This window comes from Pararhodobacter zhoushanensis (assembly GCF_003990445.1).
GTDB lineage: Bacteria > Pseudomonadota > Alphaproteobacteria > Rhodobacterales > Rhodobacteraceae > Pararhodobacter > Pararhodobacter zhoushanensis.
Genome location: NZ_REEZ01000017.1, coordinates 77,145 through 99,927, shown reverse-complemented (window position 1 = coordinate 99,927; position 22,783 = coordinate 77,145). Strand labels below are relative to the sequence as shown.

General features: G+C 62.5%; 21 protein-coding genes and 1 pseudogene. 10 read left to right on the top strand and 12 right to left on the bottom strand.

What is annotated here, in order from left to right; translation table 11 throughout:
* Window positions 1-255: 255 nt before the first annotated feature.
* Window positions 256-1,241 (top strand): annotated as a pseudogene (locus EAE28_RS22875) (IS481 family transposase).
* A 31-nt stretch (window positions 1,242-1,272) separates the two neighbouring features.
* Here the strand turns inward: EAE28_RS22875 and EAE28_RS22870 are convergent.
* The 7 genes from EAE28_RS22870 to EAE28_RS22840 all read right to left on the bottom strand — a co-directional run bounded on the left by EAE28_RS22870 (window position 1,273) and on the right by EAE28_RS22840 (window position 6,437).
* A complete protein-coding gene (locus tag EAE28_RS22870; RefSeq protein WP_127110667.1) occupies window positions 1,273-1,938 on the bottom strand; it encodes a response regulator in 666 nt (221 codons plus the stop codon).
* Window positions 1,939-2,055: 117 nt separating this feature from the next.
* Window positions 2,056-2,820, bottom strand: coding sequence for a sensor histidine kinase (locus tag EAE28_RS22865; protein ID WP_164736756.1), 765 nt, complete (start codon window positions 2,818-2,820; stop codon window positions 2,056-2,058).
* A gap of 92 nt (window positions 2,821-2,912) precedes the next feature.
* Complete coding sequence (locus EAE28_RS22860; protein ID WP_127110665.1) at window positions 2,913-4,118, bottom strand: sensor histidine kinase; 1,206 nt, start codon at window positions 4,116-4,118, stop codon at window positions 2,913-2,915.
* The gene (locus tag EAE28_RS22855) at window positions 4,115-4,756 is read right to left on the bottom strand and encodes a SpoIIE family protein phosphatase (protein ID WP_127110664.1); all 642 of its coding nucleotides are present in this window, start codon (window positions 4,754-4,756) and stop codon (window positions 4,115-4,117) included. Before EAE28_RS22855 ends, EAE28_RS22860 begins: the two co-directional genes overlap by 4 nt.
* The gene (locus EAE28_RS22850; RefSeq protein ID WP_127110663.1) at window positions 4,744-5,160 is read right to left on the bottom strand and encodes an anti-sigma regulatory factor; all 417 of its coding nucleotides are present in this window, start codon (window positions 5,158-5,160) and stop codon (window positions 4,744-4,746) included. Before EAE28_RS22850 ends, EAE28_RS22855 begins: the two co-directional genes overlap by 13 nt.
* A complete protein-coding gene (locus EAE28_RS22845; RefSeq protein WP_220443989.1) occupies window positions 5,157-5,519 on the bottom strand; it encodes an STAS domain-containing protein in 363 nt (120 codons plus the stop codon). Before EAE28_RS22845 ends, EAE28_RS22850 begins: the two co-directional genes overlap by 4 nt.
* 3 nt (window positions 5,520-5,522) lie before the next feature.
* Window positions 5,523-6,437: a protoglobin domain-containing protein gene (locus tag EAE28_RS22840; RefSeq protein ID WP_127110661.1), complete on the bottom strand. Its 915-nt coding sequence runs from the start codon at window positions 6,435-6,437 to the stop codon at window positions 5,523-5,525.
* A 257-nt stretch (window positions 6,438-6,694) separates the two neighbouring features.
* Here EAE28_RS22840 and EAE28_RS22835 point away from each other — a divergent pair, with 257 nt between their 5' ends.
* The 9 genes from EAE28_RS22835 to EAE28_RS22795 all read left to right on the top strand — a co-directional run bounded on the left by EAE28_RS22835 (window position 6,695) and on the right by EAE28_RS22795 (window position 17,133).
* Window positions 6,695-7,270 (top strand): hypothetical protein, encoded by a 576-nt coding sequence (locus EAE28_RS22835; protein WP_127110659.1) that lies wholly within the window; start codon window positions 6,695-6,697, stop codon window positions 7,268-7,270.
* Window positions 7,271-7,366: 96 nt separating this feature from the next.
* Window positions 7,367-8,683, top strand: a complete 1,317-nt coding sequence (locus EAE28_RS22830; protein WP_127110657.1) for a coiled-coil domain-containing protein — start codon at window positions 7,367-7,369, stop codon at window positions 8,681-8,683.
* 66 nt (window positions 8,684-8,749) lie between these two features.
* Window positions 8,750-9,616, top strand: a complete 867-nt coding sequence (locus EAE28_RS22825; RefSeq protein ID WP_127110655.1) for an O-fucosyltransferase family protein — start codon at window positions 8,750-8,752, stop codon at window positions 9,614-9,616.
* Between the two features lie 309 nt (window positions 9,617-9,925).
* The gene (gene gmd, locus EAE28_RS22820) at window positions 9,926-11,050 is read left to right on the top strand and encodes a GDP-mannose 4,6-dehydratase (protein ID WP_127110653.1); all 1,125 of its coding nucleotides are present in this window, start codon (window positions 9,926-9,928) and stop codon (window positions 11,048-11,050) included.
* A 138-nt stretch (window positions 11,051-11,188) separates the two neighbouring features.
* Complete coding sequence (locus tag EAE28_RS22815; RefSeq protein WP_127110651.1) at window positions 11,189-11,761, top strand: hypothetical protein; 573 nt, start codon at window positions 11,189-11,191, stop codon at window positions 11,759-11,761.
* Window positions 11,758-12,732 carry a GDP-L-fucose synthase gene (fcl, locus tag EAE28_RS22810; RefSeq protein ID WP_181954515.1) on the top strand — a complete coding sequence of 325 codons (975 nt, stop codon included), beginning with the start codon at window positions 11,758-11,760 and terminating at the stop codon, window positions 12,730-12,732. Before EAE28_RS22815 ends, fcl begins: the two co-directional genes overlap by 4 nt.
* A 337-nt stretch (window positions 12,733-13,069) precedes the next feature.
* Window positions 13,070-14,509: a mannose-1-phosphate guanylyltransferase/mannose-6-phosphate isomerase gene (locus EAE28_RS22805; protein WP_127110649.1), complete on the top strand. Its 1,440-nt coding sequence runs from the start codon at window positions 13,070-13,072 to the stop codon at window positions 14,507-14,509.
* Entirely contained in the window at window positions 14,506-15,864 is a 1,359-nt protein-coding gene (locus EAE28_RS22800; RefSeq protein WP_127110647.1) for a phosphohexomutase domain-containing protein, read from the top strand. Before EAE28_RS22805 ends, EAE28_RS22800 begins: the two co-directional genes overlap by 4 nt.
* A gap of 102 nt (window positions 15,865-15,966) precedes the next feature.
* A complete protein-coding gene (locus tag EAE28_RS22795; RefSeq protein WP_127110645.1) occupies window positions 15,967-17,133 on the top strand; it encodes a nucleotide sugar dehydrogenase in 1,167 nt (388 codons plus the stop codon).
* Here EAE28_RS22795 and EAE28_RS22790 read toward each other — a convergent pair.
* From EAE28_RS22790 to EAE28_RS22770, 5 genes are all read right to left on the bottom strand, one after another.
* Window positions 17,116-17,445, bottom strand: coding sequence for a hypothetical protein (locus EAE28_RS22790; RefSeq protein ID WP_127110643.1), 330 nt, complete (start codon window positions 17,443-17,445; stop codon window positions 17,116-17,118). The two genes, EAE28_RS22795 and EAE28_RS22790, sit on opposite strands and share 18 nt — an antisense overlap.
* Entirely contained in the window at window positions 17,442-17,759 is a 318-nt protein-coding gene (locus EAE28_RS22785; protein WP_127110641.1) for a hypothetical protein, read from the bottom strand. Before EAE28_RS22785 ends, EAE28_RS22790 begins: the two co-directional genes overlap by 4 nt.
* Before the next feature lie 10 nt (window positions 17,760-17,769).
* Window positions 17,770-19,362 (bottom strand): DUF2793 domain-containing protein, encoded by a 1,593-nt coding sequence (locus EAE28_RS22780; RefSeq protein ID WP_164736755.1) that lies wholly within the window; start codon window positions 19,360-19,362, stop codon window positions 17,770-17,772.
* Between the two features lie 99 nt (window positions 19,363-19,461).
* On the bottom strand, window positions 19,462-20,346 hold the full coding sequence (locus EAE28_RS22775; RefSeq protein WP_127110637.1) for a transglutaminase family protein: 885 nt from the start codon (window positions 20,344-20,346) through the stop codon (window positions 19,462-19,464).
* Between the two features lie 9 nt (window positions 20,347-20,355).
* Window positions 20,356-22,782 (bottom strand): circularly permuted type 2 ATP-grasp protein, encoded by a 2,427-nt coding sequence (locus EAE28_RS22770; RefSeq protein WP_127110635.1) that lies wholly within the window; start codon window positions 22,780-22,782, stop codon window positions 20,356-20,358.
* Window position 22,783 lies beyond the last annotated feature (1 nt).

Sequence of the window (22,783 nt, the reverse complement as noted above, 5' to 3'; positions counted from 1 at the left end):
TCATTGCCCCCATCAGTTCGCGAGCATGAATCACGCAGCCAAGCAGTCCGCAAGACGATTAATGGGTCCTGAGCCTAAGAATTAGCCCCGGCTGCGTCGGTGCACGCGAACCGGGGCCAGTTGCCCTTGGCACCAGGTGTCTGATCCCACGGTTTGATGGTGCGATCCCTTCTCAGGAATGGAAGGAAGCAACAAGGGACAAGTTCGTCACGGCTGCGCCACGCACTGTTACCCGGCAGGCGATTTGCAAGGCAAATCTGCCGAGAGGGCACGCACGCTGGCCGAGCAGCAATACAGCGATCGCAAGCTTCGCTCGCGCAGCCGAGCCGGGAATTGGGCATCAATCCCAAGACGGTTGCGAAGTGGCGCAAGCGCGTGACAGTCGAGGATATGAAGACCGGGCCGACGGAACCGCGCTCAACGGTGCTGACGCAAGCCGAGGAGGCGGTGGTCGTCGCGTTCCGGCGCCAAACGCTGCTGCCGCTGGACGACTGCCTCTATGCCCTGCAACCGTCGATACCGCATCTGACGCGGTCTGCACTGCACCGTTGCCTTCAGCGTCATGGGATCTCACGATTGCCGGACGTGGAAGGTGACAAGCGCAAGCGCCAGAAGTTCAGGCGCTACCCGATAGGCTTCCTCCACATCGATATTGCTGAGGTGCAGACCGCCGAAGGCAAGCTCTACCTGTTCGTCGGCATCGACCGGACGTCCAATTTCGTCGTCACTCAACTCGTTGCTACAGCTGACAGAAAGTCGGCCTGGGAGTTCCTGCAGCACATGCTCGAGGCCGTGCTCTATTAGGTCCACACCATTCTCACCGATAACGGTATTCAGTTCGCAGAGCAGCTGCGGAACCGCAACACCATTACCTCCCGGCCGATGCGCTTCGACATGATCTGTGAGGCCAACGGCATCGAGCACCGCCTGACCAAGCCCAACCATCCTTGGACCAACGGCTAGGTCGAGCGGATGAACCGCACGATCAAGGACACAACCGTCAAGCGATTCCACTATGACAGCCACGACCAGCTCCGCACACACCTTGCCGACATCAACTTGCGTCGGGGGCAACAGTCCACAGGACTGTCGCCTGTTCCCTCCTCACCTACAACTTCGCAAGCAGGCTGAAGACGCTGAACGGCCTCACGCCCTACGAATACATCTGCAAAATCTGGACATCAGAGACAGATAGATTCATCCTAAACCCGATCCACCAGATGCCGGGACTAAACACTTAGATCGACAATTCGAAAAAACTTCCTTTCTCCCTTACCGAAACAGAAAACTGTCTGGTTGTTCGGAATCGAGCAAAAACTGAGTCATATCCGCACCAGGGGGCAGACCGAAGTTCACGCCAATGGCGCGCACAGCGTCGCGCAGGCCTTCCTGAAGTGTCTCCCGCAAGATTGAGCGAACATATGTATCTTCAAGCGCGATCTGCATGAAACTTCGAATCTCCTCCAGATTCAAAACGGGTTTTGGGTCACCAAAGTATTGAGAGAACTGGCGCAAGCCCCTTAGTGCAGAAAGGACGGTCCCCCGCAAGTAGTCTGGTGAAATATCTGATTTCAGAATGAAATCCTGGCATCCGCTTTTCATCGCACTCACGGCGATGCGTTGATCGGCCTGCCCCGATATCATGATGGAAACGGCCTCTGACTGGTTCTTGTGGCTGCGAATTACGTCAAGCGCAGCAAGTCCATCCGATTCTGGCATCTTGTAGTCAATGAGAAACAGGTCAAAATTCTGCCGATCTAAACACTCCTTCAAGCCAGCAACCGAGGCCGCCTCTTCGATGCGCAGCTTAAAGTCGAGGCCATTTCCCATTCGGCAGATGCGTTTGCGATCAAAACTGCTGTCGTCCAGCACAAGTGTGCGGATTTCGGGTAGCTTTGCCAGGTTAGCAGAGGAGAATTCAGGTGATTTTGGCGCCACGTTGATTGCTCCCTCTCGCTCTTACTTCGCCTCGAGTCTGTGCAAAATGTCCTTAAGAACCGTAAAGAAGTCCGCCGACTGCCGCGTATCTTCATCCATCGATCCGACAGGTTTTCCTCAAATTCGCGGCGCTTCTTCGCAACCCGTGTCCGAAAACCACAGTTCGAAACCCACACCACGCCCGTCCGGCTGATCGACCCAGGCAAGGCGACCGCCATGGACTTTCAAAATCTTCTGGACATGCGCCAAGCCCATGCCGCTGCCCTCCACCTCATCGCGCGACTTTAATGTTGTCATTACCTGAAAGATTTTTTCGCGGAACTCAGGCCGAACGCCGGGACCATCGTCGCGAAACGACAGAACGGTTCCGCCCCCCTCTGCGCGGGAACCGATCGTGATATGGCGCATGTCAGCGTCGCGGTGGCGCAGGGCGTTGGATAGCAAGGCGCCCAGCAAGGTTAAAAGGTCACCGTCGCGCATGACTATTGTCGGCGTCTTCAAGACAACGTCCATCCGCACGTCCGGCGGAATTTTCTGTTCGGAACAGACAGTGGCAATCGCTGCCGCCAGATCATTTTTGCAGATTTCTTGCCCTCGACCGATGCGCGAATAGACCAAGAGATCGTGAAGCATCTGATCCAACCGCCTTGCGTGCGCATTCAGAAGATCCAGATTTTCGCCGAGCGTGCCTTCAACGCTGTGTCCGGCAGCTTCGAGATCCTCAGCGATCCATTGCGGCACCTCGATCAAAGCGCGGATGGAATTGCGCAGGTCATGGCTGATCACATAGACGAAGTCATCGAAGTCGCCGCTCTCATTTGCGGGCGGCCCTGCCCCATAACTGACGCTCGATTTGCTGTGCACGGTCGAAACCTTATTCAAGCTTTCGTCCCGGTATACGCTGGAAAGTGTTATGAAACCATTACCAGGAACGATGCGCTTGAAGCGCGCAGCGGTTCGATTAAGCCGCTGGCTTATTCCACCCATCTTTTCAAGGCTATCGAAAAGGAACTTCCGACACCCTGTCGCGACGTAAGACTGAGTTCGCCGCCTAGGTTGGCTGCAATTCGCTTGCACAGGGCAAGCCCGATGCCGCTTCCCGGATAGGCGTCATAGGTATGCAGGCGCTGAAACAGGGTAAAGATCCGCTCGAAATGTTGCGGGGCTATGCCGATGCCATTGTCACTGACCGTCACCCTGACTTGCGTGGGCTGAATCTTTGCCGTGATCAGGACGCGTGGCGGCCGACCGGGAGAGCGATACTTTATCGCGTTTGAAATCAGGTTCTGAAACAAAAGCTTGACCTGCATCGGGTCGCCAATGATCGACGGAACGTCGGCTACAGTGACTGTCGCCTCCGACCGGATGATGTCGAAACGCAGATCTTCAAGTATATCGCGCAGGACTTTGTTAACATCGACCCGCGCCAGAGGCGCTTGATGATCGAGGCAACGCGAATACGCCAGAACGTCATCGACCAGCCTGCCCATCCGCACAGACGTCATGCGGATCAGCGACAAGAGTTCTGCCGCATCCGCATCCAGGCGCTCGCTCAAGGAAATTTCCAGTTCATCCGAGAGCATGGTGATGGTGTTGGAGGGCGATTTCAGATCGTGGGAGATCGCATAGGTGAACTCGGCCTGCTCACGGTTTGCCTGCCGCAAATGGTCCAAAGTCTTGTCCAGAACTTCAGTTTTTTTCAACAAATCGCGCGTACGGTCGGCGACGAGCTTGTCGAGCGTATCTCGCTGGGCGGCCAGTTGTGCCGACGCCTGTCGCAATTCGGCCTCTGCCTTCTGGCGGTCGGCGACCTCTTGCAGCAATCGTGGGACGCTCGTTTTGTACCCTTTCAGGGCCATGTCATACACTGACAGAAATTCGACCACGAAACTCTCGATCTGGTCGCGGCATTGTTGTGAGTGACCGTGGTCGACAAGAAGCGCCTGGGAGGCCGCGAAATGTATGTCCATGATTTCCGTTAGCTGGATATCCAGTGGCAGGGCTTCACGCGCCAGCGAATAGGCTGCCATCAGCCCGGCTTCGCTGTCCTCTTCAACGCACCCGCGCAACGCCTCCTCATACCGCCGGGCAATGGCCTGCGGCTCGGCACCTGTTGGATCGAGGCGCGCCGGGTCGGTCGCGTCCGCAAAGGCCTCGTGTGGGGGCTGTGACTTTGTCATTGCAGGGCCCGCAGTTCGATCGCCAGAACGAGGGAATCATCGTCGGGGCGGCGGAACGCGTGCAGGATCTGCTCGGCGGCCGCTGCGGCCGTCAGGTCGGGGGCAATGTCCTGCGCGAACTCACGCCGCACCCCGTCGGTTGTCAGCACGATCAGAGAACCGGGCCTGAGCAACTGCGATTGCGGCGCAGCTCCGTTGAAGGTGAGACCCAGCGTGCCACCGATCCGGGTAAGCCCGCCTGCCGGTGTCCGACGGCCAGCCGTGTGAGCAAACAGCGTGCCGTCAACATCGCCCACCGCGGCCCATGTCATCATGCCCGTCTCATCATTGATCCTGATCAAGGCCAGCGCGGCGCCGCGGCCGCGTTTGAGAGCCTGATGGCAACGCTGAAAATCCGCGTCCAGATGCCCGGTCGATGCTTCCAGCGTTTTCAGACACAGATCGGTTGTCTCGGCCGCCTTTTGCCCACTCCCCGAGCCATCGGCGACGGCGACCAACAGACCATCCGGTTGTCGCCAGATGCCATAGCCGTCACCGCTGGGCTCATAAGTTTTCCTGGCGATGGCCATCACCGCCCAGCTGAGCATCAAACCACAGCCGGCAAGCTTGATGTCGCCCCCGGCGTTCAATGCAACCATTTGACAACCGTCACCCTGACGCCTTTGCCCGGCTCCGAGACGATATGGAAGTCATCGACCATCCGCCGCGTCCCCGGCAGACCAAGCCCCAGTGATCTGGTGGTCGAAAACCCGTCAGTCATGGCGGCTTCGAGGTTTTCGATCCCCGGCCCGTTGTCATTGGCGACGACCTGCAAGCCACGCTTGCGGCCGCGGTCCACCAGCGACAGTTCGATTGTTCCGGTTTTGGCGTAGTTGACGATGTTGCGCGCCAGCTCGGAAATGGAGGTGGCGATCAGCGCCTGATCCGGTCGGCTGAAGCCCATATCGGCAGCGACCGTGCGCCCCCGTTGGCGGGCCGAGACGACATCGGCATCGGACGTGATCTGACAGGCCATGACGATATCGCTTTCTACCGTGCTCATGCGACATGCCTTTGGCCCAGCAACGCCATGCCCGCCTCAAGGTCCAGCGCAGTGGCCACCCTCGGCAGCGACAACCCCAAGAGCACCATGGACATGGCGACATCGGCCTGAATGCCGACGATCACGGTCTTTGCCCCGCGCAACTGGATCGCGGCGGCAATATCGGACAAGGTCCGCGTGCCAAAACTGTCGAGCACGTCCAACGCGCTCACGTCGATGACGACCCCTGTGGCGTTGACCGAAAACACCTTGTCCAGAAGGTCCTGTTGCACATTCAGCAGGTCGCTGTCTGACAGCGCATCCTGCACCGACACGATCAGCACCTTTCCTTGCTGCAAAACCGGCACACGGATGGTCATGTTCTACCTCACCAGGATCGCTTCGGCTGCGATAATGCCGGATTCCAGATCGCCGGCGGTGTTCAGATCAGCCCCCGTCACGCCAATCTTGACCAAGGATTGCGCCACATCTGACGACACCCCGGTCAGGATCGAGCGCGCGCCCATCAACCGCGCGGCCTGCATGGACTGGATCAGGTGGTTGGCCACCGAGCTGTCCACGTCGGCCACCCCGGTAATGTCGAGCACCACCGCGCGGGCATGGAACTGGCGTATACCTTCAAGCAGCGACACGGTCAGACTGCGCGCCCGTGATCTGTCCAGCATCCCGACGACGGGGATCAACAGCAGCCCCGGCTTGAGTTTGAGCACCGGCGTGGGCAGTTCGCTCATCTGGCGTTGTTGCCGCTCGATCGTTGCTTCGCGCGTCTCGACATAGCTTTCGAGCGCCAGCGCCATGTCGAAATGAGCGATCTTGGCCAGCGACAGGAACAGCCGGAAGGCCGTTGCCGGATCTTCGGCCATCATGTCGCCGATCAGGGTGCCCAGCCGGTGCAAGTAATAGGCGTAAGAGCCGATATAGAGTGTGGGGGTGATCCCCGCCACCTCATGGATTCCGCCGATGCGGCGACGGTCGGCAACGTAGGCGTCGTCAAGTTCGGCCGAGATCAGGTCAGTGAAGTACTTTTTCTGCCCCGCCTTCACCTGATCGATCTGATCTTTGGACGAGAATTTCTGTGCTGCGTGGTCAAAGCGCAGAATATGGGCATAGAATTCCTCAATGATCTGGTCGGCCACCTGATCGCTGATCGGACCGAGCCTTGCTGCCTGATCCCGGTCGACCTGCCCCAGATCGAACCACGCCAACGCATCATGGGTGGCGTTGCTTGTCGCGCTGCTGCGGTGAGCCCTGTGAGACCCGGAGAGGAGTTCATTCATCTGCTTACCTGTCTTTGCCGAAAGCCTCGGTTCACGCACAGAGTTTAGACGCCGTTCATGAACACCCGCTTAATTCCGGTCAGGTTTTGACAGCGACCCCGTGCCCGGGGCCAGTTCGTGTCACCCTGCCCGCTCTGACCGCCCCACCCATCGGCGCGCAGCCGCCAAGGGCCCGCCACGCAGACCAAAAGAGCGTGTACGCCGCGCCCCGGGCTGATAGTGTCCAACTCATCCGACCGCTCACAGGTGAGGTCACCGTGTCCGACATTTTCGACGTCTTCACGCGCGGCCCGCTGGCCGCCCTGCGCGCGGCAGAGCTGAGCGAGACGTTGGTGAATGACGCTCAGTTCACACCGAAAATCTATCCCAGCTGGGACAATGAGGCTGCGCAGGTCACCCTGACTGCGACAAGCGCCCGAGACGAGCTTGTGCAGATTGCCGGTGCCGTGACCGGGGCACCGCGCTGGTTGACGCTCAATTTCGATCTTGGTTCCACGACGCTGCAGGTCGGAGACGTGCTGTGTCTGCTGGTCGAAGGCAGCATGGATCAGACAACGGACGTCGCGCTCTTTCTGCGCAGCGCGACCTCGTGGGGGACGGAAGACACGCCATGGCTGGAACCCTTGCGCCTGAACACCGAGAACCGCGTGACAGCAGCGTTTCACACGCTGGCGCCCTTCGACGCGATCTGCGGGAACGAGGGGTATCACACCCTTGCCTTCGACCTGCCAGCCGCCGATTTCTCACTGCATCTGCGCGCCATGCGGCTGTTTTGCATTCCGGCAAGCCGCGGGTTGGCGAGCGTACCCTATACCCTTTCCAGCGAGGCCTGACACTGCCACCTCAGCCGCACGGCTTCGTGGCTGGATTAAGCGAGTCGGATGTGTTTCAAGATATGATTGTCAGAATTTTGGTACCTTGATCTCTGGATGAAACGGACACGCAGCGACACGCCGACATCGGCGCAACCGGCGGTTTTCTTCCTGGATACGCCGGGACGTGCCACCCTGACCCGCATTTGCGACGCGCTTGGACCGGGAACGCGGCAAGCGCCTTCGCTTGACGGGTTGCTCGACGGTGACGGTCCGGTGCTTGTTGTTACCCTGAACCCGCTGGACAGTCTGGCGCTGGCGCTCGGCGAACACCAAGACACGGCACAGGCCTATCAGAACTGGCTGGCCACGCGCCGCGATCTGGCCGCGCATCTGCGCAAGGCACGTCGGCGACTGACGCTGATCGATCTGAGCAGTCTGACACAACCCGATGCCACCGCACTGTGGTCCGAGATCGCGCGGCGCTGTGGCCATGATGGCCCCGTTGCGGCACCTGCGATCGACCCGCCTGCCCTGCCGGATGCGATTTATCGCGTTGCAGCCCAAGCCCTGCTGCAAAGCGACGAGACGGTGACGGCGCTGATCGAAGAGCTCTCGGCCGGCACACTGGCCCCCGCTGCCCCCACCGATACCCTGAATACCGTGATCAGCGCGCTGACCCAGCGGCGCGCGCTTGAGGCGCAGTTCCGGCACTTGCAGGCAACCGTCGCACAGCAGACCGAAGCCGACCGCCACATTCGGGACAGCCACGACCACGCCCGGTCAGAGATCGGGCAGTTGAAGAAAGACAGCGCCGGGCAGCGGGCCGCGCTGGAAAAAGCGCGCGAGGCACAACGACAGAGCGCTGCAGACCTTGACGGCAAGACCCGTGCGCTTGGCGATGCACTGGCGCAGTCGGACCTGCTGACCCAACAACTGGTGCAGCTTGAAACGGCCCTCGTGCAAGCAAGCCGCGACACCGACCAAGCCCGCGCCAAGGTAACTGCGCTGGAAAAAGCCCTGACGCAGCACCGAAAAGAGCTGGCGCAGCACGCCGAGCAGGACCAGCAGATGGAGGCCGATGCCGCGCGTCACCGCGCCCGGATCGCCACGTTGACGGACCGGTTGGCTGATCGGCTGATGCTCAAGGCTACGAACGAGGCGCTCGAGCGTGCGCTGACCGAAGCGCATGACAGCGAACGGCGCAAGATCGCGCTGCTCTCCGCGCAGCTCCTTGCCGATTCAGCCACCGCTCAGGCCAGTGCCGATGCGCTTGCGGCAGCGCAGGCCGAACGTGACCGTCTGCGCCTCCAACGCCGCGAGCTGAGCGACGAGCTGACGCGCGTCTACGGCTCGGCCTCGTGGCGGGTGACGGGGTTGGCGCGGGCCGCACGCCATCATCTCGGGCCGAAATCGCCCGGCGCAAAAGGCTGATCGCCGGTGCGTCGTTCGGCATCCCCCCCTGACGGTGGCCCCAAGAGACCGGGCGCACCGTCTCTTGTGCGACGACGTCGGCCCCGCCTGTACCTTGACGCCCAGCATGGGCTTTGCAACCGGCTGCGCGCGCTCGCCTCGGGCGCGGTCATTGCGCACAACACCGGGCGCGATCTGGTCACCGTCTGGCACCGTGACGAGCATTGCAAAGCGACCTTGCACGATCTGCTCGCCTATGACGGCACCGTCATCGACGGCGAAGCGGGCGCGCTGATGCGCGAACGGGCTGCCCGGGTTTACAACTACATGGAAATCGAACCCGGCTCGCAGTTCCGCGAGGTGTTGAATGCCCGCGACTGGCCCGACGATGGCGATGTCTATGTGCGTTCCGCCTATACGCTGCACAGCCCCCACCGGACGATTCAGGCGGAAAACCGCTTCCTGCGCGCGCTGCGCCCCTCGCCCGAGGTGCGCGCGCTGGTCGCACGCGTTGATCATCCGGTCGATGTTGCTGCACATATCCGCATGGGCACCGGCCCGGAATTCGACCATCTGCCCTATGAAGCCCCCGACAACTGGCCACAAAGCCGTCACGCCGAACTGGTCGCATGGCGGCGGAAAAGCGATGTCAGCCGTTTCATCACGCGGCTTGACCGGATGCTGATCATCAAGCCCGACCTCAGCGTGTTTGTCGCCGCCGATCTGGCCGCAACCTATGGCGCACTACACCAACGCTACGGCACGCGGGTGCGGTTCTTGCGACGCGAGCGGTTCGATCGTTCGCCACAGCAAATGCAGTATGCGCTGGCCGATCTGATCCTTCTGACCGCCGCGCCACATTTTCTGGCAAGCGAATGGAGCTCGTTCTCCGAGGTCGCACAGCGTCTGGCGCGACCGTGGCGAACGCTGGAACGCAGCGGGATAGATTTTTGAGTGCGATGCGCAAAAAGGTGGCCGGAACGCCCACCGGGACGGCAGGTGCGGACCGGGTCGGCCCGGCCGATCCGGGAGGCCGCGCACCGCCACTTCGCGGTTGCACTGACCCTCGTTCCGCGCCACGATTGCTGCACCTGCATCCCCGCAGCGTCATGCGGCCAAACGGGCTGCAAAAGACGCCAGTATTTAGCTTCAATATAGGATTTCCAGCCGATCCCATCCTTTGTTGCACATGCAGCACCCCACCTGTAAAACGGCGCAAAGCGAAAAATTTCATGTTCGCCCGCCTCAAGGTTGCGTAGGAAAATGACAGTCAAAAAAGCGCTTATCACCGGCATCACCGGCCAGGACGGTTCATATCTGGCCGAATTTCTTCTTGAAAAAGGCTATGAAGTTCACGGCATCAAGCGCCGGGCTTCTCTGTTCAACACCCAGCGTGTCGACCACATTTACCAAGACCCGCACATCGACAACGCACGGTTCAAGCTGCACTACGGCGACCTGACCGACACCTCGAACCTGACGCGCATCCTGTCCGAGGTGAAGCCGGACGAGGTGTATAACCTCGGCGCCCAGAGCCACGTCGCGGTCAGCTTTGAAGCCCCCGAATACACCGCCGATGTCGACGGCATCGGCACGCTGCGCCTGCTCGAAGCCATCCGCTTTCTGGGGCTGGAGAAAACCTGCCGGTTCTATCAGGCCTCGACCTCGGAACTCTACGGGCTGGTGCAGGAAATCCCGCAGCGCGAGACGACGCCGTTCCACCCGCGCAGCCCCTATGCTGTGGCCAAGATGTACGCCTACTGGATCACGGTAAACTACCGCGAGGCCTATGGCATGTATGCGTGCAACGGCATCCTCTTTAACCACGAAAGCCCGCGCCGCGGCGAGACCTTCGTGACGCGCAAGATCACCCGTGGTCTGGCCAATATCGCGCAGGGCCTCGAGAACTGCCTGTATATGGGCAACATCGACAGCTTGCGCGACTGGGGGCACGCCAAGGACTATGTCCGGATGCAATGGATGATGCTGCAGCAGGACGCGCCGGACGACTTCGTCATCGCGACCGGCGTGCAGTATTCGGTGCGCGAGTTCATCACCTGGTCGGCCCGCGAGCTGGGCATCGAACTGGCCTTTACCGGCACGGATGTTGACGAGACAGCAACCGTGGTGTCGGTCACCGGCGACAAGGCTCCGGCCGTGAAACCCGGCGATGTGCTGGTCCGCATCGACCCGCGCTATTTCCGCCCGGCCGAAGTGGAAACCCTGCTGGGCGATCCGACCAAAGCCAAGGAAACATTGGGCTGGGTTCCTGAGATCACTGCTCAGGAAATGTGCGCCGAGATGGTCGCCGAAGACCTCAAAACCGCCAAACGCCACGCGCTTCTCAAGGCACATGGCATGGATCTGCCGGTATCGGTGGAAAACTGAGGTCCTGAAAGCTATTGTCCCTCCGGTGCTCGGTTAACCCAAGAGCATCTGAGGGACTTTTCAGAACTGAAGGTCGTTGCAGAAGGAAATCGTGACCTCAGATGTCTTGTCGTAAAGATAAAAGGATAGCGAATTCCAATGGATATTGCCCGTTTTGAGAGCTTAAGCGACAACTGCGAGTTCGGGTTTGTCATGGCGCGCCATCTGTCCGAAAATCTGGAACCGACCAGTCCCAAGATGTTGCTGGACCGGGGTACGGGTGTCCGGTTTCACACAGACAAGGTCCGCGACAGTGTCTTCATAGAGGATCACAAAGCGGTCTACTCAAAAGAGATCCACAAGGTGTCGCATCTGCGGCAATGTCTGGAAGAACAGCTGCAGAACCCGGATATGATCTTTGTCTACAAGGGTCGCCAGGAGCTGCCCAAGGCAGAGCTTCAGACCCTTGCCGATCTGGTGTCCAGGCGGGGAGGCGCGCAGCTTCTCTATGTGACTGACAAAGGCAATCTTCTGCCGGGGACCGTCGAAGCCTATGGCGACAATTTACACATCGCCCGGATCGATCGATTTGCCGATTATGCGACCGCCAATGTCACATCTGAGGCAGTCTGGGATCAGATCCTTGAGAATGCATCCAACAAGATCGCCCCGCGTACACGCTCAGCCAGCGACATGCCCGGGAGCAAGCCAGCAGGACAGGAAACTTCGTGAAAATCTACATCGCCGGACATCGAGGCATGGTTGGCGGCGCGATTTTGCGTCGGTTGAAGGCACGGCAGGAGGCAGGTGAGGATCTGACGCTGATCACCCGCACGTCTTCAGAACTTGACCTGACCGACCAGCCTGCCGTGCGCGACTTCATGCAGGCCGAGCGGCCCGACGTGGTGATCCTGGCCGCCGCCAAGGTTGGCGGGATCATGGCCAACAACACCTACCCCGCTGATTTCATTTACCAAAACCTGATGATCGAGTGCAACGTGATCCATCAGGCTTTTGCTGCCGGGGTCACGCGTCTGCTGCAACTGGGCTCATCGTGCATCTACCCCCGGGCCGTGCCGCAGCCCATGCGGGAGGATGCGCTGCTGACCGGCGTTCTCGAACCCACCAACGAGCCCTACGCCATCGCCAAGATTGCCGGGATCAAGCTGTGCGAAAGCTACAACCGCCAGCATGGCACCGATTACCGGTCGGTAATGCCGACCAACCTGTACGGACCGGGCGATAATTTCCACCCGCAGAACAGCCACGTCCTGCCCGCCCTGATCCGCCGCTTCCACGAAGCCGCACAGGCCGGGACCGAGGTGGTGACGATCTGGGGCTCGGGCAAACCGATGCGCGAATTCCTGCATGTCGACGACATGGCCGAAGCCAGCCTTTTTGTGCTCGACCTGCCGCAAGACGTTTACGCCGCGAACACACAGCCGATGCTGAGCCATATCAATGTCGGCTCGGGCACCGATGTGACGATCCTTGAACTGGCGCAAACCGTGGCGGCGGCGACCGGGTTCAAGGGCCGGATCGACACCGATCCAAGCAAGCCCGACGGCACCATGCGCAAATTGATGGATGTCAGCCGTCTTGCCGATATGGGCTGGCGCGCGCGGGTCGGCTTGGACGAGGGGATCGCCGGGACGTATCAGTGGTTCCTTGAGCAGGATTCTGGTAGCATCCGGGACAAGTAAGATGCGTCTGACCGCCCCAAGATCCTGCAATGATCGGGACCGCAAGGCGCTGAGGAACGACACGATGGGACAGACACCCAGTTTCTGACCGGCATGTTCAGGAGGCTACTTTTTGGGCAAAACCAGCGACAATTGCGTTCGAAGGGCCCGGCACCGTTCACGGACACCCCTCAACGGCCGACCCATCACCACGCGCGCCGGCGAACGCGACCGAACATCTGCAAATTTCGTCTGATTTCTTCCACCGCTCAGACACTTAGTTCTCTGAGTGCATCGGATAAGGCTCTCTTCGGATCACTCGGGCACACCACCAATTCTTTTTGAGGCTGCAACTTCCATGATTCATCCTGTTCTTCTGTGTGGCGGCTCGGGTACGCGCTTGTGGCCCCTGTCGCGCAAATCATACCCCAAGCAATTCTCGTCGCTCGTCGGGGACGCCAGCCTGTTTCAGACCTCGGCGCAGCGCCTGTCCGGCGACGGGTTCGCGCAACCCGTGGTCGTGACCGGCTCGGACTTTCGCTTTATCGTCACCGAGCAGCTGACCAGTGCCGAGGTAACGCCCGCCGCCATCCTGATCGAACCCTCGGCGCGCAACACTGCCCCGGCGATTCTGGCAGCCGCGCTGCAGATCAGCGCCAGCAATCCCGACGCGCTGATGCTCGTAGCCCCCTCGGATCATGTCATCCCTGACGCGAAGCATTTCCGCGATACCGTGCAGGCTGCGACTGAGGCGGCGCGCGCCGGGCAACTGGTCACCTTCGGCATCCGCCCCGACCGCCCCGAAACCGGCTATGGCTGGCTGGAGCTGAGCACCGCCCCCGACGCAGGATTTGCCCCCGTCGTGCAGCCGCTGGTGCGCTTTGTCGAAAAGCCGGACCTTTCCACGGCGCAAAGCATGCTCGACGGCGGTTTGCATCTGTGGAACGCCGGGATCTTCCTGTTCGAGGCCCGCACCCTGATCGCCGCTTTCGAGGCTTATCAGCCCGCCATTCTGGCACTGGTACGCGACGCGCTGGACCAGGCGCAGGCGGATCTGGGCTTTACCCGCCTTGCCCCTGATCCCTGGGCCGCGATCGAGGATATCTCGATCGACTATGCCGTGATGGAAAAGGCCGACAACCTGTCGGTCATCCCCTATGGCGGCGTGTGGTCGGATCTGGGCGGCTGGGAAGCCGTCTGGCGCGAGGGCGGGCCGGATGCGACGGGCGTCGTAACCTCGGGCGCGGCACTGGCGATTGATTGCCAGGATACGCTGTTGCGGTCGGAATCCGACGCGGTAGAGCTGGTCGGCATCGGCCTGAAGGACATCGTTGCCGTCGCCATGGCCGACGCTGTGCTGATTGCCCACAAGGACCGCGCGCAGGACGTCAAGAAAGCCGTCACCGCGCTGAAAGCCAAGGGGGCCAAGCAGGCCGAAAGCTTCCCGGTCGATCACCGCCCCTGGGGCTGGTTCGAAACGCTGGTGCTGGCCGACCGCTTTCAAGTCAAGCGCATCCACGTCCACCCCGGCGCGGCCCTGTCGCTTCAAAGCCACCATCACCGTTCCGAGCACTGGATCGTGGTGTCGGGCACGGCCAAGGTGACGGTCGATAGTGAGGTCAAGCTGGTGACGGAAAACCAGTCGGTTTATATCCCGCTGGGCGCCGTGCACCGCATGGAGAACCCCGGCAAGGTGCCGATGGTGCTGATCGAGGTGCAGACCGGTGCCTATCTGGGCGAGGATGACATCATCCGCTACGAGGACGTCTATTCGCGCGGTCAGGGGGCCAAGGGATGAGCCTGACCTGCTTCAAAGCCTATGACATCCGTGGCAAGCTGGGCATTGATCTGGACGAAGAGATCGCCTTTCGCATCGGTCGCGGCTTCGCCCGTGCGCTGGGGGCCAAGAAGGTTGTGCTTGGCCGCGACATCCGCGCCAGCTCCGAGGCCTTGGCGGCCTCGGTCGCCAAGGCGCTGGTGGCCGAGGGGTGCGAGGTTCTGGACCTTGGCCTTTCGGGCACGGAAGAGATGTATTTTGCCACCACGCAGTTCGGTGCGGATGGCGGGATCTGCGTGACGGCGTCGCATAATCCCATGGATTACAACGGCATGAAGATGGTCCGCGCAGGCTCGGCCCCGCTTGACGCCGCGACCGGCCTGTCGTCGATCAAGGCACTGGCCGAGGCGGATGATTTCGGCCCTGCCCTGCCCGGTGGCAGCGTCACCGACATCGCGGGGCCCGCCCGCGCGGCCTATGTCGAGCGGGTGCTCAGCTTTGTCGACGTCTCGGCGCTCAAGCCGCTCAAGATCGTGGTGAACGCTGGCAACGGCGCCGCAGGTCCGACCTTTGACGCAATCGCCGAGGCACTGGCCGCCAAAGGCTCGCCGCTGACCTTCATCTGCATGCACCACACGCCGGATGGCAGCTTTCCCAACGGCATCCCCAACCCCTTGCTGGTCGAAAACCGCCCGGTCACTGCCGACAAGGTGCTGGCCGAGGGGGCCGACATGGCCGTCGCCTGGGACGGCGATTTCGACCGCTGCTTCTTCTTCGACCACACGGGCGGCTTTGTGGACGGCGAATACATCGTCGGCCTGCTGGCCGAGGTTTTTCTGACCAAGGAACCCGGTGCCAAGATCATCCATGACCCGCGCGTGATCTGGAACACGCAGGACGTAGTTGCCAAGGCAGGCGGCACGGCGGTGCAATCGCGCACCGGACATGCGTTCATCAAGCAATCCATGCGCGATGAGAACGCCGTCTACGGCGGCGAGATGTCGGCGCACCATTATTTCCGCGACTTCGTGTTCTGCGACAGCGGCATGATCCCCATGGTGCTGATGGCCGAGCTGGTCAGCCGCAAGGGCGCGCTGGCCGATCTGGTGGCGCAGCGCCGCGCGGCCTTTCCGTCCTCGGGCGAGATCAACTTTCACCCGACCGACCCCAAAGCGACCATCGCCGCCGTGCGCGCCCGCTATGAGCCCGACGCCCGCGGCGTGGATGAAACCGACGGTATCAGTCTGGATATGGGCGACTGGCGCTTCAATCTGCGCTCGTCCAACACCGAACCGGTGGTGCGGCTGAACATGGAAAGCCGGGGCGTTCCGCTGGACGCATCGCTGGCCGCGATTACCGCAATGCTACAGGACTGACGCGGACCAGCCTTGCATTTGCCCGATTGAACCGGCAGGTCTGCCCCTGTTCTCAAAGGGTCAGACCTGTCGGGTGTGGCGCACAAATGCAGGTACTGTGCGATGAAAATTGCTGTTGCGGGACTTGGCTATGTCGGCCTGTCGAACGCCATTTTGCTGGCGCAGGGCAATGAGGTCTGCGCGCTGGATATCTCGGCCGAGAGGGTGCGCGCCGTCAACGAGCGCCGCTCGCCCCTCGTGGATGCCGAGGTTCAGGCGTATCTGTCGCATCACGCGCTGGACCTGACAGCGACCACCGATCCGGCGCAGGCCTTCACCGGCGCGGCCTATGTCGTCGTCGCCACTCCCACCAATTACGACACGCTGACCAACGCTTTTGACACCGCCAGCGTCGAGGCCGTAGTCCGCGACGTGCTGCGCTATGCGCCGCAGGCGGTTGTGGTGATCAAATCGACGATCCCGGTGGGCTATACCCTGCAATTGCGCGCCCGGACCGGGCATGACGCAATCCTGTTCTCGCCCGAATTCCTGCGCGAAGGCCGCGCGCTGTATGACAACCTGCACCCGTCGCGCATCGTCGTCGGCGAACGCAGCGAGCGCGCGCGGGTTTTTGCCGGTCTGCTGCGCGACGGGGCGATCAAGCAGGATTGCCCGATCCTGTTCACCGATCCGTCCGAGGCCGAGGCGATCAAGCTCTTCGCCAACACCTATCTCGCCCTGCGCGTCGCCTATTTCAACGAACTGGACAGCTACGCCCTGTCACGCGGGCTGGATACGCGGCAGATCGTCGATGGCGTGGGGCTGGATCCGCGTATAGGCGGGCATTACAACAACCCGTCCTTCGGCTATGGCGGCTATTGCCTGCCCAAGGATTCCCGGCAGTTGCTGGCCAATTATCAGGATGTCCCGCAAAACCTGATCGCCGCCGTAGTCGAGGCGAACCGCACCCGCAAGGACTTTATCGCCAACCAGATCATTGCCCGCGCCCCGCGCGTTGTCGGCGTCTACCGGCTGGCGATGAAAGTGGACAGCGACAATTTCCGCGAAAGCGCCGTGCATGGCATCGTGGAGCGGCTGCAAGAGAGCGGCATCACTGTCATCATCCACGAACCGGCGCTTGCGCAGGACAGCTTCAACGGCGCGCGGGTCGAGCGCGATCTCGCCGCGTTCAAGGCGCAGTCCGATGTCATCATCGCCAACCGCCACGCCGCCGATTTGAGCGACGTGGCGGACAAGGTTTTCACCCGTGATCTATTCGGGGTCGATTGAGCCCCAGACCGGCAAGTCAGCGAGCACTGCGTCCAAGCTCAGCGTCCCGCCTTCCTGCACCAATTGATCCTGTGCCTGATACATCGCTAGCCAGACGGCATCGCGCCACGCGATGAACGCCTGCGCTTCGGCGGCCCACTGCCCCACTGTTGAATTGGCATACCCGGCGCAGGCGGCGGCATCGTTGTAGCCCAAGGCGCGCGCTTGCGCCTCAACCCGGGCGTCCACCGCCGCGACGATCTGCGCCTTGAGCATTGCCAGAGCCTCGGCTGCGCGGTCTTCGGCGGTCTTTATGGTCAGGGTGAAAGTCATTGGCCTGCCTCCACCCGCACCGCCGGAAGGGCAACGGCCCCCGCCGACGCGCTCAGGCTCCAGCCGCTTTCCGGCTGATCGCGGGCAGCATCATCGCCCAAGATCACCCGCACCGTGCATCGGATCTCACCGCCCTGTCGGGTCACGACACCGATAAAGGGATGATCGCCGCCCACGGGCCTGCCTTCGCCACCTTCGGGCACGCCTGAAAGGTCATAAGCCACGCCGTCAACGGTCAGAACCTCGTTCATCACCGAGACAGTTGTTTCAGCGGCACCGGGCAGACCCTGACAGGGAGAGAGTGTGATATGCATGCGTTCCTCCTTAGAACCACAGACCAAGGGCAAAGACATCCGCCGCTACGGCCGTCGCATCGGTGCCACTGCTGGCGCGGTGCGCGCGGATGTAGGTCACGGCGGTTGTCGTGAGCGTCGCGTAGCTGATGTTGAAAATGCGATCACCGATCGGCGCCGGTGCCCCCTGACACGCAAGGCCCATGAATTTGGGCGCCACCGCAAAAGCTGCAGGCAAACTCCAGTCGGCGCTGTTGGTGTAGAACGGTGCAGCACGCGTGCCCGAGCCGTTGGCGGTTGGCCCGCCAAGGCTCAGCGTATGCCAGCAAAGCTGCAATCCGTTGGCCAAGCGGACATATTTGCCGTTGGCATTGCTGCCATACTCCATCACCGCCCCCGTCGGCACCCCGCCGACCTGCGAGACCGCACCCGCGATGTTGCGGGTATGCAGCAAACGCGCCCAGGCGCCAAAGACGCTTGACCCTCTGTTGCGCACGAAGGCCTCGGTTGCATCGGCGCCATTGGCCCGAACGGCAAACTGTGCTCCCGAGCCAACGGACGCCGGCATGTACTGGATCGCCATCCCGCTATAGGCAGCGGGCAGTCCCGTCGCGCCGCTGTTCGCCCCGTTCGTGGCAAGGCCACCATAGAGAAAGGCGTCCAGATCCGAAATGGTCGGTGCCGTCGCGCCCAGCACCCCGGCATCCCCGGTCTTGAGCAAACGCCCCGCCGTTGTGTCGACCGCGCTCTGCGTCACCGCCGTCCCGGTGACGCCCGTGTTGATCACCGGCGCGCTCAGGGTCTTGTTGCCAAGCGTCTCGGTCCCGTCGCGGGTCGCCAGCGTGCCCACAGTCGGCAGTGTCAGCGACGTTGCCGCCGTCGTGGTCAGCGTCACGGCATGATTGCCCACCCGCGTCAGGGTTGCGGCCAGATCATTGGCGACACCGGTGCCGCCTTGAGCCGGGGACAGAGCGCTGCCCAGAAGCAGCTGGGCCACCGTCGTGGCATTGGTGGCGGCATCGACGCTGAGCGCGGTTGTCCAGGCCGTGCCGTCCGGGCTGACCTTGACGCCGAAACTGTCGTCACCCAGCGTTCCCATCTCGGCACGGCCTGAAAAGCCGGTCTGGAACACCAGCGATGCCGTGTCGCCACTCGCCGCCTTGTTGACCTTCAGCTGGTGGCCCGCGCCGTCATGGGTCATCAGCGTCGCTGCTGCCGCCACGGCCAGCTTGTTGGTGCTGTCATAGCTGGTGTTGACGCCCACACCCGGCACATTCTGCAAATCAGGCAGATCGGGCGCAACCCAGCCCGCGCCGTCCCAGACCCGGATCTCGGTCTCTAGGGTCGCGCGCCAGCCTGTCTGGGGTGCCAGAAACAGCCAGCCGCCATTGGCATAGGCTGCCAGGACACCCGCCTGCCCCGCCCAGTCGTTGACCGGCGCCGGGCCGACAGCCCAGACCTGCCCTTCTTGAGGCGTCAGCGGCGGCGTGTTTTCGGAAAAACTTTGCACGCTCAACTGGACGATCACGTCCAGTTTTTCCAATGCAGCATTGTGGGTCAGGTGCTTTTGCGCCTGCGCGGCCTGCAAATACGGCAGGCTCAGATTGGTGGATGTCTCGTCCATGTCGGCCTCCTTGTCGAAGGCGGACCATAGGGTCAGACCCGCTAGGAAGCGTGGAGTGCCCGACCCGACGCAACACGGCCCCATGCAACAGACCGGATGTCAGCTTTCGTCAGCTGGCACCACATCGACCGAATGGCGGCTGTCCTGCCCGCCCGTGGTGCGCATCACCCCCATAACCGGCGACACATCGCGGTAGTCCCGCCCGCGCGCAACGGTGATGTAATCCACGCCGGCGGGCTGGTCGTTGGTCGGGTCAAACTCGATCCAGCCGGTCACCGGCCCGGCCCAGGCCCGCACCCAGGCGTGCATCGCATCCGCGCCCTCCAGCCGGGGTTCACCGGGCGGCGGCAAGGTGCGCAGAAAGCCCGAGACATAGCCCGCGGGGATCCCCAGCGCGCGCAGCCCGGCGATCATCACATGTGCAAAGTCCTGACAAACCCCGCTGCGCTGCGCGAATGCCTCGGCCGGGCCGGTCTCGACCGAGGTTGCCTCGGCGTCGAACGCCATCGCTTGATGCAGCGCACCGCCCAGCGCCTCGATTGCCTGCCGCGTTGTCATGCCCTTGCCGACGGTCTTGCGTGCAAAGGCCGAAATCTCAGCCACTTCAGGCACCCGGGCAGACGGACCACGAAAATGATGCGGCGAGTCGGGCCCGAGATCTGTGCACCCCGCCAAGGCGTCATCCAGATCGCGCAGCAGCGGCGACAGGTCTGCGCCCTCGACAGGGACCAGTCGCTCGATCTTCAGGGCCAGAGTCAGCGCCAACGCCCCGATCGGGCGGTGCCAGACGGCCGTCGTCGTGGCGTTGCCGAAAAAATCTTCCATCTCCCGCTGTTCGTCGGGCCGGGGCTCAAGCGTCAGGCGCTGCGACAGCACCTGCTGTTCGCCCGGCAGGCTGGGTGCCATCAGCCGCACCAGGGTGCGCGAGCGGTCCGACGGAGCCGCATAGTCATAGTCAATCGTCAGGGCGATGTCATAGATCATGACGCATACTTAACGCAGATACGCCGCCGTGATCAGGTCAGAAATGCCTGCCAGCTCGGCGCGAATGTGCAAAAGCTGATCCGCGTCGATCTTATCGGGGCTGACCACGCTGAGCAGCGAGTCCAGCGGCACGATGCCGCGCAGAAGCGGCGACAAACGCCCGTTATCCATCGCGTTCGGCAGCGCCGACGCCTGCGCACGCATCACCTGCATCTGAAACAGCACCGAGCGCGGGTTATCCGCATCCAGCGCCAGCAGGTCGATGACCGTATCGCGCGAGGTTTCCACCGAATAGCGCCGCCGGTGGGTGATCACGCTGTCAGCCACCTCGACCGCCAGATCCAGCGCCCCCTCAGGCGCCTCGGCATCGGTCAGCCCGTGCAGCAACGCGGTCAGCGCATCGGCCCGCTCCAGCGCACGGCCCAGCGTCAGGAACCGCCAGCCCTGAAAGCGGTACATATTGTCCTGCACCAGCCCCGAGAAGCCCGAGAGCTTGCGCACCAGAACGCCCATCGCCCGCGCCGCGTCATCGCCGGGCTTGATATCACGCAGTGTCGTCTTGGCCGTGCGGTCCAGATCGACCACTGCGGCCCAGCCATCAACCGAAAAGCGATCACGCACCTTGGCCGCACACGACCGCGCCACGCTGATCCGGTCCAGCAGCGCATCGGGCATGGGTTGCGCAATATCGACACCGTAGCCGCCCAGAAATGCCCTGAGCCGCCGCAGCAGCGGGTCCGCCGAGTTGTCCGTGGCCGCCAGCCGCAGGTGATAGGCACGGATCAGCCGCGCCGCATCCTCGGTCCGCTCGATATAGCGGCCCAGCCAGAACAGATTGTCCGCCGCCCGCGCCGGCACCACGCCGGGGCTGGCCCGTCGGAACGGCGCCCCTGCGCTGGGTTGCAGCGACACTTTGGGCACCAGCCGGTCCGAGACGATCCACACATCGGCGACCGAGCCACCCTTTTGCATCGCCAGCGCCGTCGCATCGCCCGAACGCCCGATCCGCGCATAGCCGCCCTTCATGAACCGCCAGCCCTGCGGCGTGCGCGTGGCAAACACCCGCACCGTCATCGGGCGCGGTTGCAGGCGTCCTTCGGCCAGCGTCTCGCCCGGCTCGGTCACCCAGGCGGGCGTCGTGGACAGCGCTACCGCTTCTTGCCCGACCAGTGCCGCGCCCTGCGCCTCGATCCAGTCGGCCAGTTTGCCCTCGACCCCGCCCGCGAACTGCCCGCCCAGCGCCGAACGCGCGGTGACATCAAACGGCAGGTCAATGGTCGAGGCCGGACCGATCAGCATCTTGTGCGCGTTCTGGCGCACATAGGCGCGCTCCTTGGCCCCGCCGCACCACCATGTCGCGATGTTGGGCAGCGCCAGCGGCTGCCCCAGCAACACCTGCGCAATGCGCGGCAAAAACGCCATCATCGCGCGCATCTCCAGCACGCCCGAACCCAGCGCATTGACCATCGCCAGCTTGCCCTGCCGCGCGGCCTCGACCAGCCCAGGCGTGCCGATGTGGCTTTCGGCGTTCAACTCAAGCGGGTCAGCAAAGCTGGCGTCAATACGCCGCCAGAGCACGCCCAGGGGCTTTGGCCCCTCGATCGTGCGCACCATCGCCTCGCCGTTCTCGACCAGCAGATCCTCGCCTTCCAGCAGCATCAGGCCGAGATAGCGCGCGATATAGGTATGCTCGTAATAGGTATCGTTCGACGGCCCCGGCGTCAGAATTGCCGCCCCGGCCAAGGGGTTACCCCCAGCCGTCGCCAGCCGGTCCAGCGTCGCGCGGAAATCGAGGAAGAAACTGGCCAGCCGGTGAATATAGGCGCGCGGGAACCGCTCAGGGAAGATCCGCCCGGTCGCCATGCGGTTTTCCAGCGCAAAGCCAGCCCCCGACGGCGCTTCGAGCCGGTCACCTAGCACCAGCCACGAGCCATCCGGCGAGCGCCCGATCTCGAAGGCCAGATGATGCAGGAAATGCCCGCCCGCAGGCTCGACCCCGACCATGGGCCGCAGCCATTGCGGCGATCCGGCGATCAGCGAGGCTGGCAGATGCCCCTCGCTCACCAGCCGACCGGGGCCGTAAAGATCCGCAACGACCGCTTCAAGGAGATCGGCCCGCTGCTCCAGCCCAGTGCAGATCTCGTCCCATTCGCTGTCGTGCAGGATCACCGGGATGGGCGCGAGCGGCCAGTCCCTCTCGGCCAGCGGGTCGCCGGTGTATTGCCGGTAATAGACCCCGGTGTCGCGCAGATACGCATTGCCACGCTCGAACCGAGCGGCCAGATCCGTCACGCTCAGCCGGGCAAACCGTTCGACAAAACGCTGCCAGACCGGGCGCATTTGCCCGGCCCCGTCAAACAGCTCATCGGCGACGCCGGGCGTCAGCCCGTAATCGGCAAAGATGTCGCGCGTCTTTTTCACAGCGGACGGTGGCATA